Genomic DNA, 13,611 nt, shown 5'->3' on the forward strand with positions numbered 1-13,611 from the left:
TCAACCGCCAGCGTCGTCGCCGCCGAGACGGCAAACAGGATTTCAACGCCGCACATGGCGGCCTTTTGCACCATTTCATAGCTCGCCCGGCTGGAGACCAGCGCGGCACCGTGCTGCCAGGCATCGCTTTCGCCCGCGCGGCGGCCCAGCAGTTTATCCAGCGCCACGTGACGACCGACATCCTCATGCCCGCCCGCCAGTTTACCCGACGGCATCACCCAAGCCGCTGCGTGGGTGCAGCCGCTTAAGCGTCCGATGGGCTGAACATCGTTAAGATGTTCCAGGGCAACGTCAAGGTGGTGAAGAGAGAAGGTCTGTGTGAAGGGCAACGGCGCGACGGGTCGGCCGATATCATTGAGCTGCTCGACGCCGCATACGCCGCAGCCGGTACGCCCGGCCAGCGCGCGACGGCGTTCCTTTAACGCCATAAAACGGCGGCTGGAAAGCTCAATTTGCACCTCAAACCCGTTACAGGCCGGAATGACGTCCATCCCAAAAATCTCACGTCGATTTTCTATAATCCCTTCGGATAAGGAAAAACCGACGGCGAACAGTTCCAGATCCTTTGGCGTCGCCATCATCACAACGTGTGAGATACCGTTGTAAACCAGCGCCACCGGGACTTCTTCAGCTAACTCGTCTGGCTGAGTGTGCTGCAAATCCTGGCGTCGCCAGAGCGAAACCTGTCGCAACCCGGTGACATTAGTCACATTTTTGACTTGTTTGGAATGGATATTGTTCACTTTGTTTTAACCGTATTGGAACAGGCATACACGCAATGTGGTATTCTGATTCATACCCCTCCGGGAATGAGGGAAATTACCCCCGATTCTGAACCTTTGCGGTGCCAACCGCAAAGTAAAACTACATAAGCAATGTCGAAACAAGGAGCGAACCATGCAGGTCAGCAGAAGACAGTTCTTTAAGGTCTGCGCTGGCGGTATGGCAGGAACCACGGCAGCGGCGCTGGGCTTTGCCCCCGGAATCGCCCTGGCGGAAACACGGCAGTATAAGCTGCTGCGTACCCGTGAAACCCGTAACACCTGCACGTACTGTTCTGTCGGCTGTGGGCTGTTAATGTACAGTCTCGGCGATGGGGCGAAAAACGCCAAAGCATCTATCTTCCATATCGAAGGCGATCCGGATCATCCGGTCAACCGTGGTGCGCTCTGCCCGAAAGGGGCCGGTCTGGTGGACTTTATCCACTCCGAAAGCCGCCTGAAATTCCCTGAATATCGAGCCCCTGGCTCAGACAAATGGCAGCAAATCAGCTGGGACGATGCGTTCGATCGTATCGCAAAACTGATGAAAGCCGACCGCGACGCCAACTTTATCGCCACCAATGCCGAAGGAACCACCGTTAACCGCTGGCTCTCCACCGGTATGCTGTGCGCATCGGCATCCAGTAATGAAACCGGTTATCTGACCCAGAAGTTCACCCGCGCGCTGGGTATGCTCGCGGTGGACAACCAGGCGCGTGTCTGACACGGACCAACGGTAGCAAGTCTTGCTCCAACATTTGGTCGCGGTGCGATGACCAACCACTGGGTGGATATTAAGAACGCCAACCTGATCGTGGTGATGGGCGGTAACGCCGCTGAAGCGCATCCGGTCGGATTCCGCTGGGCGATGGAAGCCAAAATTCACAACGGCGCGAAGCTGATTGTCATCGATCCCCGCTTTACGCGTACGGCATCGGTGGCGGACTTCTATACGCCGATTCGCTCAGGTACCGACATCACCTTCCTGTCCGGGGTGATCCTGTATCTGCTGACCAACGAAAAAATTAACCGCGAATACACCGAGGCGTACACCAACGCCAGCCTTATCGTGCGCGAAGATTACGCGTTCGAAGACGGTCTGTTCTCGGGCTACGACGCTGATAAACGCAAATACGACAAAACCAGCTGGAACTACGAGCTGGATGAAAACGGTTACGCCAAACGCGACACCACGCTGCAACATCCACGTTGCGTGTGGAACCTGCTGAAGCAGCACGTTTCCCGCTATACGCCTGAGATGGTGGAGACGATTTGCGGTACGCCGAAGGCTGACTTCCTGAAAGTCTGCGAATACATCGCAGAAACCAGCGCCCATGACAAAACGGCGTCGTTCCTGTACGCGCTCGGCTGGACACAGCACTCCGTCGGCGCCCAGAACATCCGCACCATGGCGATGATCCAGTTGCTGCTCGGCAATATGGGCATGGCGGGCGGCGGCGTCAACGCCCTGCGCGGCCACTCCAACATTCAGGGTCTGACTGACCTCGGCCTGCTGTCGCAAAGCCTGCCGGGTTACATGACGCTGCCGAGTGAAAAACAGACCGATCTCCAGACTTACCTTACCGCCAACACGCCAAAACCGCTGCTCCAGGCCCAAGTGAACTACTGGGGCAACTACCCGAAATTCTTCGTCTCCATGATGAAGGCTTTCTTCGGCGATAAGGCCACGAAAGAGAACAACTGGGGCTTTGACTGGCTGCCGAAGTGGGACAAGGGTTACGACGTTCTGCAATATTTCGAGATGATGAACCAGGGCAAAGTGAATGGCTATCTGTGTCAGGGCTTTAACCCGGTGGCCTCCTTCCCGAACAAAAACAAGATTGTCGCCTCGTTGTCGAAGCTGAAGTTCCTGGTGACCATCGACCCGCTGAACACCGAGACCTCGACGTTCTGGCAGAACCACGGCGAATCGAATGATGTCGATCCATCGAAGATTCAGACCGAAGTGTTCCGCCTGCCGTCAACCTGCTTCGCCGAAGAGAACGGCTCCATCGTTAACTCCGGCCGCTGGCTGCAGTGGCACTGGAAAGGCGCCGACGCCCCGGGGATCGCTAAAACTGACGGCGAAATCCTTGCGGGTATCTTCATGCGCCTGCGCGAGATGTACGCCACCGAAGGCGGTCCGACGCCGGAGCCGGTACTCAACATGACGTGGAACTACTCCACGCCGGATGAGCCTGCCTCGGAAGAAGTGGCGATGGAGAGCAACGGTAAAGCGCTTGCCGATATTACCGACCCGGCGACCGGCGCGGTGATCGTGAAGAAGGGCCAGCAGCTCAGCTCGTTTGCTCAACTGCGCGACGATGGCACTACCTCCAGCGGCTGCTGGATTTTCGCCGGCAGCTGGACGCCGGACGGCAACCAGATGGCCAAACGCGATAACGCCGACCCATCAGGCCTTGGCAATACGCTCGGCTGGGCGTGGGCGTGGCCGCTTAACCGCCGCATTCTGTACAACCGCGCCTCGGCGGACCCGCAGGGCAAACCGTGGGATCCGAAGCGTCAGCTGCTGAAATGGGACGGCGCCAAATGGGGCGGCGTCGACATTCCGGACTACAGCGCGGCCGCACCGGGCAGCGATGTCGGACCGTTCATCATGCAGCCGGAAGGGATGGGACGCCTGTTTGCTATCGATAAGATGGCGGAAGGGCCGTTCCCGGAACACTACGAGCCGTTTGAAACGCCGCTTGGCACGAACCCGCTGCATCCAAACGTGGTCTCGAACCCGGCGGCGCGCGTGTTCAAGGACGACCTGGAGGCCATGGGTAAAGCGGATAAGTTCCCGTATGTCGGCACCACCTACCGCCTGACGGAGCACTTCCACTACTGGACCAAGCATGCGCTGCTGAACGCGATTGCGCAGCCGGAGCAGTTTGTCGAGATTGGCGAAAAGCTTGCCAACAAGCTCGGCATCGCCCACGGCGACACCGTGAAGGTCTCCTCCAACCGCGGCTATATCAAAGCCAAAGCGGTGGTGACCAAGCGTATCCGCACGCTGAAAGTACACGATAAGGAAGTGGATACCATCGGGATCCCGATCCACTGGGGCTATCAAGGGGTGGCGCGTAAAGGCTTTATCGCCAACACGCTGACGCCGTACGTCGGTGACGCCAACACGCAGACGCCGGAGTTCAAATCCTTCCTCGTGAACGTGGAAAAGGTGTAACGGAGACGACTTATGGCTTATCAATCGCAAGACATTATCCGTCGTTCCGCGACTAACGGTTTTACCCCCGCGCCACAGGCGCGGGATCACCAGGAGGAAGTGGCGAAGCTCATCGACGTGACCACCTGTATCGGCTGTAAAGCTTGTCAGGTGGCCTGTTCTGAGTGGAACGACATCCGTGACGAGGTAGGGCATAACGTCGGGGTGTACGACAACCCGGCGGATTTGACCGCCAAGTCCTGGACGGTGATGCGTTTCTCGGAAGTCGAGCAGAACGACAAACTGGAGTGGCTCATTCGTAAGGATGGCTGCATGCACTGCGCCGACCCGGGCTGCCTGAAGGCGTGTCCGGCGGAAGGAGCAATCATTCAGTATGCCAACGGTATCGTCGACTTTCAGTCCGAGCAGTGCATTGGCTGTGGTTACTGCATCGCGGGCTGCCCGTTCGATGTGCCTCGCCTGAACCCGGAAGACAACCGCGTCTACAAATGTACGTTGTGTGTTGACCGTGTGGTGGTGGGCCAGGAACCGGCCTGCGTGAAAACGTGCCCAACCGGCGCAATTCATTTCGGCACCAAAGAGTCGATGAAAACGCTGGCCGGAGAGCGCGTGGCGGAGCTGAAAACCCGCGGGTACGACAACGCAGGGTTGTACGATCCGGCAGGCGTCGGCGGTACGCACGTTATGTACGTGCTGCACCACGCCGACAAGCCGAATCTGTACCATGGCCTGCCGGAAAACCCGGCTATCAGCGAAACCGTGAAGTTCTGGAAAGGCGTCTGGAAACCGCTGGCGGCGATCGGCTTTGCCGCTACCTTTGCGGCCAGTGTCTTCCACTATGTCGGTGTCGGTCCGAACCGTGCAGATGAGGAAGACGATGACGGTGAAGAGGAGAAGCGTAAATGAAACGACGTGACACCATCGTGCGCTATTCGGCGCCGGAGCGAATCAACCACTGGGTCACCGCCTTCTGCTTCGTGCTGGCGTCGGTGAGCGGGCTGGGCTTTTTCTTCCCGTCCTTCAACTGGCTGATGCATATTCTCGGTACGCCGCAGCTGGCGCGAATCCTGCATCCGTTCGTCGGCGTGGTGATGTTTGCTTCATTCATCATCATGTTTTTCCGTTACTGGCACCACAACCTAATCAATCGGGATGATATCTTTTGGGCGAAGAATATTCGTAAGATCGTCGTCAACGAGGAAGTGGGTGACACCGGGCGTTATAACTTCGGCCAGAAGTGCGTATTCTGGGCGGCGATTATCTTCCTGGTGCTGCTGTTGGTGAGCGGTATCATTATCTGGCGGCCGTATTTCGCGCCTGCTTTCTCCATTCCGGTGATCCGGTTCGCTCTGATGCTGCATTCATTTGCCGCAGTAGCGCTAATTGTGGTTATCATGGTGCATATTTACGCCGCCCTGTGGGTGAAAGGCACCATCACCGCCATGGTGGAAGGTTGGGTTACCAAATCGTGGGCGAAGAAGCACCACCCGCGCTGGTACCGTGAAGTTCGCAAGACAACGGAAAAAAAGACTGAATGAGTATTCGCATAATCCCGCAAGATGAACTGGGAAATAGCGAGAAACGCACGGCGGAAGCAATTCCGCCGTTATTATTCCCCAGACTGAAAAATCTCTATCACCGCCGTGCGGAGCGCCTGCGCGAACTGGCGGAGAGCAACCCGTTGGGCGACTATCTGCGCTTCGCTGCGCTTATCGCCCACGCGCAGGAAGTGGTGCTGTATGACCATCCGCTGCAGATGGACCTCACCGCGCGCATTAAAGAAGCGGCAGCGCAGGGGAAACCTCCGCTGGATATCCACACCCTGCCGCGCGACAAGCACTGGCGCACTCTGCTGCGCTCAATGATCGCCGAACTGAAGCCGGAGATGAGCGGCCCGGCGCTGGCAGTTATTGAGAATCTGGAAAAAGCTGCCGATCAGGAGCTGGAGCAGATGGCGAGCGCGCTGTTTGCCTCGGATTTTACCGCCGTCAGCAGCGATAAAGCCCCGTTTATCTGGGCGGCGCTCTCGCTGTACTGGGCGCAGATGGCCAACCTGATCCCCGGTAAAGCGCGCGCGGAATATGGCGAACATCGCCAGTACTGCCCGGTGTGCGGCTCTATGCCGGTCTCAAGCGTGGTGCAGATTGGCACAACGCAGGGGCTGCGTTACCTGCACTGCAACCTGTGTGAATCCGAATGGCACGTGGTGCGCGTCAAATGCAGCAACTGCGAGCAGAGCCGAGATTTGCACTACTGGTCGCTGGATAACGAGCAGGCGGCGGTGAAAGCCGAAAGCTGCGGCGACTGCGGCACCTACCTGAAGATCCTCTATCAGGAAAAGGACCCGAACGTTGAAGCCGTGGCCGATGACCTCGCCTCACTGGTGCTCGATGCGCGCATGGAGCAGGAAGGCTTCGCCCGTAGCTCAATCAACCCGTTCCTGTTCCCGGGAGAAGGGGAGTAGCGACTGATTTACGGTTATAGACCCGGAGCACATTAGTGATTAGTGCTGCCGGGTTGTTACTGCGCGAGAGCCGAATTGATATATCAATCCTTCCCTTAATCCGCATTTATTCAACGGGTTTAGAAAGTGGGACCCCCTTTTGCCCCGCATAGAAGACCACAAGGGTCACACCTTCTTTACCTGTATAACCGCGATGCGCGCTATCAACCATCTCGGGTAGTACTTCTCCAGTTTTTAAAAGTCGTTTTTCACCTGTCGCTTTTTTTTCTACTGTTAATGTCCCGTCCAGCACATAAGCGGTATTAGGTATCGGGTGCTCATGCCAGGCAAGGCTGGTATTTGGCGCAATAGTAATCCTCAGAACCGAAATCTGAGGTGTTCCCTTAGGGTAGCCCTTATAAGACACACCATCCCAGGATTTTTCTGTCTCAAGCAATTTTTCAACATTAATATTCGCGGCAACACTACTATGCGCCATCGTGAAAAGTGGCGTGATAAGAAAAGCTAAAGACGTACAAATTGATAACGCTTGAGTAGACAGACGCATGCTGGATCCTTATGCATAACCAGGGTAAATGAACTATGCATGACCGTAGCACACCTGCTGTAACCGGTGAAAACGCATATTTATACAAAATTAAGGAATGCAGATGGCGCTAAAAAACGGACTTGAAGAATAAGGTGTTGTGTGACATCACTGCTGAATACGTGTGGCCTGGTACCTCGACGATCACGCTACTGGCATGAAATGACTAATGCCATTGATTTCATGCGGGGTGTTGTACTTTTGCGAACCGCCTTCCAGAACCCGTCTCCAGCAATACAGTCTCTGTTTCCATCCATGAAAAACCAGGTTATAACACTGTATATTCATACAGAAAAGGACGCGAAGATGGTGCTGGAAAAGGGGATCGCAGAGCTTGTAGATGCATTTATTGCCGCCGGGCGGCCCGCCGCGCGAGGGCAAAGTATTGATGATCGGCGCGCAGGATATGTTTCCAGCGCGATACTGGCCGGAGAAACGGAAACCCGCGTACAGGTTGACGATGTCGAGATTGAAGGGCGCACATTCCGCGTGGTGTCACCACGAAATGTGTCCGGCGCGCTGCCAGCGCTCGTCTACTACCACGGAGGCTGCTTTATCAGCGGCGGTTTTGCCACTCATGACAAGCAGCTGCGCCAGCTGGCATATCATAGTGGGTGCCGGGTGATCGCTGTGCAGTACCGACTGGCGCCGGAGCATACGTTCCCCGCCGCGCACAACGATGCGCAAAAGGGAGCCGACCTCATCTGGCGCCATGCCGACACGCTGGGCGTGGACAGAGCCCGCATTACGCTATGCGGTGACAGTGCTGGCGGGCATCTGGCGCTGATAACCGCACTACGCCTGAAAACCGTCGGACTGTGGCAGCCTGCGCAACTGGTGCTCATTTACCCCATGCTGGATGCCACCGCGCATTTTGAAAGCTATACCCGCAACGGACAGGATTACATTATTACGCGCGATACGCTGCTAAGCGGCTATGAGATGTATCTGGCGGAAACCTCGCCCCGGCATCCGGAAGCCAGCCCGCTGTGGCGCGATGATTTTAACGGCCTGCCACCGGTCCACATCATTACTGCCGAATTTGACCCGCTCTGCGACGAGGGCGAAGCGCTGTACCAGCGATTGACGAAACAAGGCGTAAGCTGCACCTGTAAGCGCTATCTGGGAGTGATTCACGGTTTCTTTCAACTGGGTGGGGTAAGCCTGACGGCGAGGGATGCAATGCGCGATGTGGCCTGCCGTGTTGGGCGAATCGGTACAAGGACGCCTTCTTAATTTTCACCTCTATGTTCATCTTGAAGACTTTAAAGCATTACACTAAATTGTTTTCAGGTTGAAAACTTTGTAATGGAACTACACCGTGCATGTTATCAGCCGAAAACCGTTCAACGAAGCGCTCCTGCTGTATCCAACCTACAAAGTGTTACTCGTTGATCTGCTGAATGTTTTGGAGAAAAAACATTCATTGTTCCTCATACCGAGTATGACAGACTGACAAAATACTATCGGAGTCATATAGAATGAGAACATATCGCATTCACCCTGCAGACACTGCCAGCGTGGAAAAGATGATCGATACGTTCACCAACGCAGTAAAAGCAATCCCTCTGTTAGGTGGAGAACGTAGTGAATCGGAGTACCGCAGAGCGTTGGCGTTGATGGAGTTTCTGGTTGACCGCGACGATCTGGAAAACCCCTTGTTTGAGTTGCTCTCAGCAAAAATCAGCGATTACGAAAAGCACGCGCCAGAATTCCTGGCGCTCAATCAATACCAGGAACAGACGCCTCATGGCGTCGCGCTATTACGTACACTCATGGAGCAATATGGCCTCAAGGCGGCGGATCTTGCCAACGAGCTCGGTTCAAAATCAAACGTCAGCAATATTCTTAATGGCCGCAGAGCACTTACCGTAAGCCATATCAAAGCGCTGTCAGCACGCTTTAAACTTCCAGCAAACGCGTTCATAGAGTAAAAGAGGTCACTCTCCGCTTTACTCCTCCTCGTTACCCCCCTCTTCCAGCGGACCAAACGGCCGCGCGGGCAGAACGATGTAGATGCCCTCAAAGATGGCGCCGGAGGTGTCGTCGCCGAACAACTCGACCTGGAGCTGAACACGCGCTTTACGTCCACGGGCCAGCCGGTCGAGATCGCCGCTGAGCGAACCAAGATCGGCGATAGCCGTCGGTTTACCGCTGATCGGCCTGCTGTAGCGAATGTGGGCATCGGCGAGAATAATCGTGCCGCCAAGATGGCGTTCACGCAGCATCAGCCAGATAAGCCCCCAGCCGGTAAGGGTAGCCAGAGAAAACAGGCTACCGGCGAACAGGGTATGGTGCGGGTTCTGATTGCCGATTTCCGGCATGGTGGTAATAAATTTCTGTCCGGTGTACTGCTGAATACGCACACCCATTTTTTCACTGAGCGGAATGTGCTGATACCACGCCTGCTGGAGCTGTCCGCACCAGTCGCCGCGATGCAAAATGTCATCCAGCGAGGCGACGGGTTTGATCATCAAAAAATGGCGCACCGGCGTGGTCTGCGGCGTGGTTATCTCTCCCTGATTCACAAAACCGAGCTTGGCGAAGAACTCAACGGTATCTTCACGAGCGCTACAGGTAACGCGCTTCACCCCTTCCTGACGGGCAACGGATTCGAGCGTCATCGCCATTAGCGTACCCAGACCTTTGTCCTGCACGGAAGGATGCACGGCCATAAAGCGGATGGAGGCTTCGTTGTCGGCGTTGATGTACAGACGCCCGACCGCCACCAGATTGCCCTCTTCATCCACCACCATTTGATGGTGCGCCATCGCGTCCCAGGCGTCGCGTTCAGAGCCCTTTGGCTGGTGCAGCGGTTTACGCAGCATTTCCCAACGAAACTGATAATAGCGCTCTAACTCTTCTTTTGTTTGCGGTACACGAAGGTGATACATAGCTGTACTCTCTTTGGTTACCCACGTCCAGGCAGGAAGCTGATTCATACTTACACCTGCAACCAGAACGTAACTGGCCCATCGTTCACCAGAGAGACCTGCATATCCGCAGCGAATCGTCCGGTTTGCGTGTTCATCTCTTGCTGACGGCAACGCTCAACAAAATAGTCATACAACGCTTCAGCACTCCCTGGCGCCGCCCCCTTTGAGAAACCCGGACGCATCCCGCGCTCGGTATCCGCCGCCAGGGTAAACTGCGATACCACCAGCACGCTACCGCCCGCCTGCTGGACATTCAGGTTCATTTTACCTTCGGCATCGCTGAAGATACGGTAGCCCAATACCCGCTCGCACAGGCGGTTGGCCTTCTGCTCGTCATCATCCTTTTCGACACCTAATAACACCAAAAGTCCTGAGCCGATTTCACCCGTCACCTCTCCCTCCACGGTGACGCTGGCACGGGTTACGCGCTGAATTAATGCAATCATGGTTCTTCGTCTTCTTCTTGTTCTGCGGCTTGTTTAAGTTTGCGGTATTCCCCGAGAGTGACAGTTATTTCAGCGCCAAGCAAGACGATACACCAGGTCCAATAGACCCAAACGAACAGGATTGGCACTACGGCAATCACGCCATAAATAAGCTGATACGACGGAAACATCGTGATGTAGAGGGCAAACCCCTTCTTGCCTAATTCAAATAGCGCCGCCGCGAAAAATGCGCCAATCACCGCATCGCGATTGGGCACCCGGGTGGTCGGCACCACGCTATAGAGCAGCCAGAAGCTGATCCACGAAAGCAACAGCGGAAAAACGCGCAGCGCGTTTTCGATAACGCCGTTGAGCTCGCTTGCCCAGCGCAAAGAGAGCAAATAAGAGCTGATGGCAAGACTCGCCCCGGCCAGCAGCGGCCCCAGTGTCAGGATCATCCAGTACACCGCAAAGGAATAGACGCGTGGGCGTATCCGGTGGCTGCGCCAGATAGTATTGAGCGCGCTGTCGATAGCGTGCATCAGCAGCAGGGCGGTAACAATCAAACCGCAGGCGCCAACGGCGGTCATCTTGTGTGAGTTTGCAACGAACTGCTCAATATAACGCTGAATAACGTCGCCAGTCGCTGGCATGAAGTTGGTAAAGATAAAGTGTCGCAGCGTGGTGCTGACATCCGAAAACATCGGAAACGCCGCATACAGGGCGAACACCACCGCCACCAGCGGCACTAAGGAGAGGAGCGACACATAGGCAAGGTTGCCTGCAAGCGTCGTCATTTGGTCTTCATCAATACGCCGCCAGAGCAGCTTAAGCCATGCTACCAGCGGCAGAGTGTAGTGTTTAATTTTCTGATAGATGGTATTTAACATAACTGCTTTGCAAAGTAGTCGGGAATGACATCCTTCCCTGTCACCAGAATACTGGTGATACCTAATTGATTCGCTCCAGCTATATTATCGGCGTTATCGTCGAAAAAGACCGTCTCTTCGGCAGAAAAACCTTCGGCGTCGAGGACTTTTTGGTAGATACGCGCTTCCGGCTTACGCATTCCCATCTCCTGGGAAAGGTACATATGGTCAGCCGCGGCGCGTACTTCAGGATATTCATCAGGCCAGAAGGTGGTATGCAGGTTGTTGGTATTGGACAGTACCACGACGCGGTGTCCTTGTTCCCGCAGCTTGTGCATGATGGCGACAACCTCAGGCCGCAGCGAGACAAACACCGCCTGCCAGCCGTGCGCAAACTGCTCATAGCTCAGCGGAAGTCCCATCTCCTGAGAAAACGCGGCGGCAAAGGCTTCATCGCTCAGCTCTCCACGCTCGTGCTGGTGAAAAACGTCGCTCATGGCAAATTTTTGCGTCAGCGTCGCCAGCGGTACTCGCGTAAAATCGCTCCATGTTCCCAGTACACGGTTAAAGTCAATGTCGACAATCACATTACCTAAATCAAAGATATAGAGCATGATCCTCTCCTTTTGCGCCATGGAAGATTAACTGTAGCGGGAAAGGAAGAGTTTGACTATGCATTCCCTCCGTTATCACATTGCTCTCGCCGCTGTCTGACAACGGCACCCCACTGTAAGCTACAGTGTAGGTTCTTCTCTCTCCCCTTCCTCACCGGCCAGGATGAGTTCAATTTTCCCTTCCCGCAGATGTACATTGAGTGATGAAGGAGGCTGTTCGTCCGTGAATAATGCTGCGATTTGCGCTATGTTTCCGATCTCTACCGCAGCTGAGGAGTGGTATTTCGTATGATCGGCGGCCAATAGAATATGCCGGGAATGCGCCATCATCGTTTTGGCTACACTGGCTTCATTCACATCGAACTCCATCAACGCGCCATCGTTCTCAATGGCCCCTACGCTCGTCACCAGATAATCCGCACGAAATCCCGAAACAAATGCTGTCGCAGCAGGCCCAATGATCCCACCGTTGTGTGGACGCAATGTCCCTCCCGGCACCATCACCTCGAAACGCGGGTTTTTGTAGAGAATATGCGCTACCCGCAGGCTATTCGTGATAATACGCAGATGGTTGTGGTTGAGCAGCGCTCTGGCGACATGTTCGACTGTCGTACCAATCGTGATGAAAATCGTCGAGCCATCTGGAATATAATCGGCAATCGCTTCTGCAATGGCCCGTTTTTCTTCCGTTAGTGAAACCTCACGCTGCTCAAACGCCGTATTAACGACACTGGACGCTCTGCCCGCGCCGCCGTGATGACGTGTAATCAATCCCTGGTCACTTAATTTACGAATATCGCGACGTACGGTCTGTGTCGACACATCCAGCAGGCTGGCCAGTTCGTCGATATTCATATAACCGCGCTCGCTAATCAGCATGAGCAGTTGATCGTGCCGTGGGTTACCGGTCAATTCGGTAAGACTCATGAAAATTCCTCGAAAAACCATTGCCCTGGCATTTTATACAAAAAGTGACAGAAAAGATCGGGTTTGATCACAGTCGGGAATACCTGCACGCCCACCAGGGCGCGTACATTTCAGCGCCGCCACTGCGCTTGCAAAGCGAATGTTATCAATCTCAGCCTCTCCTTGCGCCAGACTGAAAGCAAAAGCGCCGTGAAAGACATCTCCCGCACCGGTGGTATCGACAACCTCAACCTTGAAACCAGGCTGATGTTTAATCTCTTGATTTTCAAGCCACAAACACCCCTCTGCACCATTGGTGACATAAACTTGTCCATTTGTGAGCGTTTTAGATTTTTTCAGTGCCAGCTGGATGTCCTGTTCACCGGTCATTCGCCGCAGTCCGGGGGCTGAGAAGACCGCGTGATCACTCAATGCCACCAGGCTGGTGATATCCTGCGGGGTGATATCACCGTCAAGCACCGTCACTACACCGGCCTGACGTGCCAGCGTAAACGCCTTCTGAGTCCCCTGGTGCCAGCGAACATCCGCCAGTACGACGTCCCACTGCGTGAAGTCGATATCTTCCAGCCAGTCAGCCCCGGTCTGAAGATCCGGGCTTGGGTAGTTCACAATGATGCGCTCGCCTTGTGCATCCACCACGATGGCTGACTGCGAGGAGCGCGCATTTGAATAACGTTTGCAATAACGCGTGTTGACACCCAATGACTCCAGTTCCTGCAACAGGCTATGCCCGGTATCGTCATCCCCGACCCGACCAATAAAATCGACCTGCGCGCCTAATTTCGCTGCAGCAACCGCTGCCGTTGCAGCTGGCCCGCCGCCAACTTCGCGATAGTTATTCG

At 55.1% G+C, this 13,611-nt stretch carries 14 protein-coding genes; 6 read left to right on the forward strand and 8 right to left on the reverse strand.

Annotation, left to right across the window (positions count from 1 at the left end):
- A partial coding sequence (fdhD, locus tag JO226_RS17620; RefSeq protein WP_293607478.1) for a formate dehydrogenase accessory sulfurtransferase FdhD occupies positions 1-743 on the reverse strand: 743 nt, incomplete at its 3' end.
- Between the two features lie 154 nt (positions 744-897).
- On the opposite strand from fdhD, the gene fdnG reads away from it, so the two are divergent.
- The 4 genes from fdnG to fdhE are packed head-to-tail and all read left to right on the forward strand — an operon-like array spanning position 898 to position 6,412.
- A complete protein-coding gene (gene fdnG, locus JO226_RS17625) occupies positions 898-3,948 on the forward strand; it encodes a formate dehydrogenase-N subunit alpha (RefSeq protein ID WP_293607480.1) in 3,051 nt (1,016 codons plus the stop codon).
- A 12-nt stretch (positions 3,949-3,960) separates the two neighbouring features.
- Positions 3,961-4,854 carry a formate dehydrogenase subunit beta gene (fdxH, locus tag JO226_RS17630; protein WP_293607482.1) on the forward strand — a complete coding sequence of 298 codons (894 nt, stop codon included), beginning with the start codon at positions 3,961-3,963 and terminating at the stop codon, positions 4,852-4,854.
- Positions 4,851-5,486: a formate dehydrogenase cytochrome b556 subunit gene (fdoI, locus tag JO226_RS17635; protein WP_293607484.1), complete on the forward strand. Its 636-nt coding sequence runs from the start codon at positions 4,851-4,853 to the stop codon at positions 5,484-5,486. Before fdxH ends, fdoI begins: the two co-directional genes overlap by 4 nt.
- The gene (gene fdhE, locus JO226_RS17640; protein ID WP_293607486.1) at positions 5,483-6,412 is read left to right on the forward strand and encodes a formate dehydrogenase accessory protein FdhE; all 930 of its coding nucleotides are present in this window, start codon (positions 5,483-5,485) and stop codon (positions 6,410-6,412) included. Before fdoI ends, fdhE begins: the two co-directional genes overlap by 4 nt.
- Before the next feature lie 106 nt (positions 6,413-6,518).
- Here the strand turns inward: fdhE and JO226_RS17645 are convergent, their stop codons facing one another.
- Positions 6,519-6,959 (reverse strand): cupin domain-containing protein, encoded by a 441-nt coding sequence (locus tag JO226_RS17645; RefSeq protein ID WP_293607488.1) that lies wholly within the window; start codon positions 6,957-6,959, stop codon positions 6,519-6,521.
- Between the two features lie 345 nt (positions 6,960-7,304).
- Here JO226_RS17645 and JO226_RS17650 point away from each other — a divergent pair, with 345 nt between their 5' ends.
- Together JO226_RS17650 and JO226_RS17655 are read left to right on the forward strand one after the other, a co-directional pair.
- Complete coding sequence (locus JO226_RS17650; protein ID WP_293607490.1) at positions 7,305-8,234, forward strand: alpha/beta hydrolase; 930 nt, start codon at positions 7,305-7,307, stop codon at positions 8,232-8,234.
- Positions 8,235-8,479: 245 nt separating this feature from the next.
- The gene (locus JO226_RS17655; RefSeq protein WP_293607492.1) at positions 8,480-8,932 is read left to right on the forward strand and encodes a helix-turn-helix domain-containing protein; all 453 of its coding nucleotides are present in this window, start codon (positions 8,480-8,482) and stop codon (positions 8,930-8,932) included.
- A gap of 18 nt (positions 8,933-8,950) precedes the next feature.
- Here the strand turns inward: JO226_RS17655 and fabY are convergent, their stop codons facing one another.
- The 6 genes from fabY to JO226_RS17685 form a co-directional block, all read right to left on the reverse strand.
- The gene (gene fabY, locus JO226_RS17660; protein WP_013368312.1) at positions 8,951-9,892 is read right to left on the reverse strand and encodes a fatty acid biosynthesis protein FabY; all 942 of its coding nucleotides are present in this window, start codon (positions 9,890-9,892) and stop codon (positions 8,951-8,953) included.
- A 50-nt stretch (positions 9,893-9,942) separates the two neighbouring features.
- Positions 9,943-10,380 (reverse strand): D-aminoacyl-tRNA deacylase, encoded by a 438-nt coding sequence (gene dtd, locus JO226_RS17665; RefSeq protein WP_293607494.1) that lies wholly within the window; start codon positions 10,378-10,380, stop codon positions 9,943-9,945.
- Positions 10,377-11,249 (reverse strand): virulence factor BrkB family protein, encoded by an 873-nt coding sequence (locus JO226_RS17670; RefSeq protein WP_293607496.1) that lies wholly within the window; start codon positions 11,247-11,249, stop codon positions 10,377-10,379. The genes dtd and JO226_RS17670 overlap by 4 nt, the downstream gene beginning before the upstream one ends.
- The gene (yihX, locus tag JO226_RS17675) at positions 11,243-11,842 is read right to left on the reverse strand and encodes a glucose-1-phosphatase (RefSeq protein ID WP_293607498.1); all 600 of its coding nucleotides are present in this window, start codon (positions 11,840-11,842) and stop codon (positions 11,243-11,245) included. The genes JO226_RS17670 and yihX overlap by 7 nt, the downstream gene beginning before the upstream one ends.
- A gap of 120 nt (positions 11,843-11,962) precedes the next feature.
- Complete coding sequence (locus JO226_RS17680; protein ID WP_293607500.1) at positions 11,963-12,769, reverse strand: DeoR/GlpR family DNA-binding transcription regulator; 807 nt, start codon at positions 12,767-12,769, stop codon at positions 11,963-11,965.
- 33 nt (positions 12,770-12,802) lie between these two features.
- Positions 12,803-13,611: PfkB family carbohydrate kinase (locus JO226_RS17685; protein WP_293607502.1), on the reverse strand; the 809-nt coding region annotated here is incomplete at its 5' end.

The organism is Pluralibacter sp. (assembly GCF_019237635.1).
Taxonomy (GTDB): domain Bacteria; phylum Pseudomonadota; class Gammaproteobacteria; order Enterobacterales; family Enterobacteriaceae; genus Enterobacter_B.

Coding starts and splice junctions, on each gene's coding strand:
- dtd (WP_293607494.1), bottom strand. CDS start 10,380: ATGATTGCATTAATTCAGCGCGTAACCCGTGCCAGCGTCACCGTGGAG.
- JO226_RS17680 (WP_293607500.1), bottom strand. CDS start 12,769: ATGAGTCTTACCGAATTGACCGGTAACCCACGGCACGATCAACTGCTC.
- fdoI (WP_293607484.1), top strand. CDS start 4,851: ATGAAACGACGTGACACCATCGTGCGCTATTCGGCGCCGGAGCGAATC.
- JO226_RS17650 (WP_293607490.1), top strand. CDS start 7,305: ATGGTGCTGGAAAAGGGGATCGCAGAGCTTGTAGATGCATTTATTGCC.
- JO226_RS17655 (WP_293607492.1), top strand. CDS start 8,480: ATGAGAACATATCGCATTCACCCTGCAGACACTGCCAGCGTGGAAAAG.
- fdxH (WP_293607482.1), top strand. CDS start 3,961: ATGGCTTATCAATCGCAAGACATTATCCGTCGTTCCGCGACTAACGGT.
- JO226_RS17645 (WP_293607488.1), bottom strand. CDS start 6,959: ATGCGTCTGTCTACTCAAGCGTTATCAATTTGTACGTCTTTAGCTTTT.
- fabY (WP_013368312.1), bottom strand. CDS start 9,892: ATGTATCACCTTCGTGTACCGCAAACAAAAGAAGAGTTAGAGCGCTAT.
- fdhE (WP_293607486.1), top strand. CDS start 5,483: ATGAGTATTCGCATAATCCCGCAAGATGAACTGGGAAATAGCGAGAAA.
- yihX (WP_293607498.1), bottom strand. CDS start 11,842: ATGCTCTATATCTTTGATTTAGGTAATGTGATTGTCGACATTGACTTT.
- JO226_RS17670 (WP_293607496.1), bottom strand. CDS start 11,249: ATGTTAAATACCATCTATCAGAAAATTAAACACTACACTCTGCCGCTG.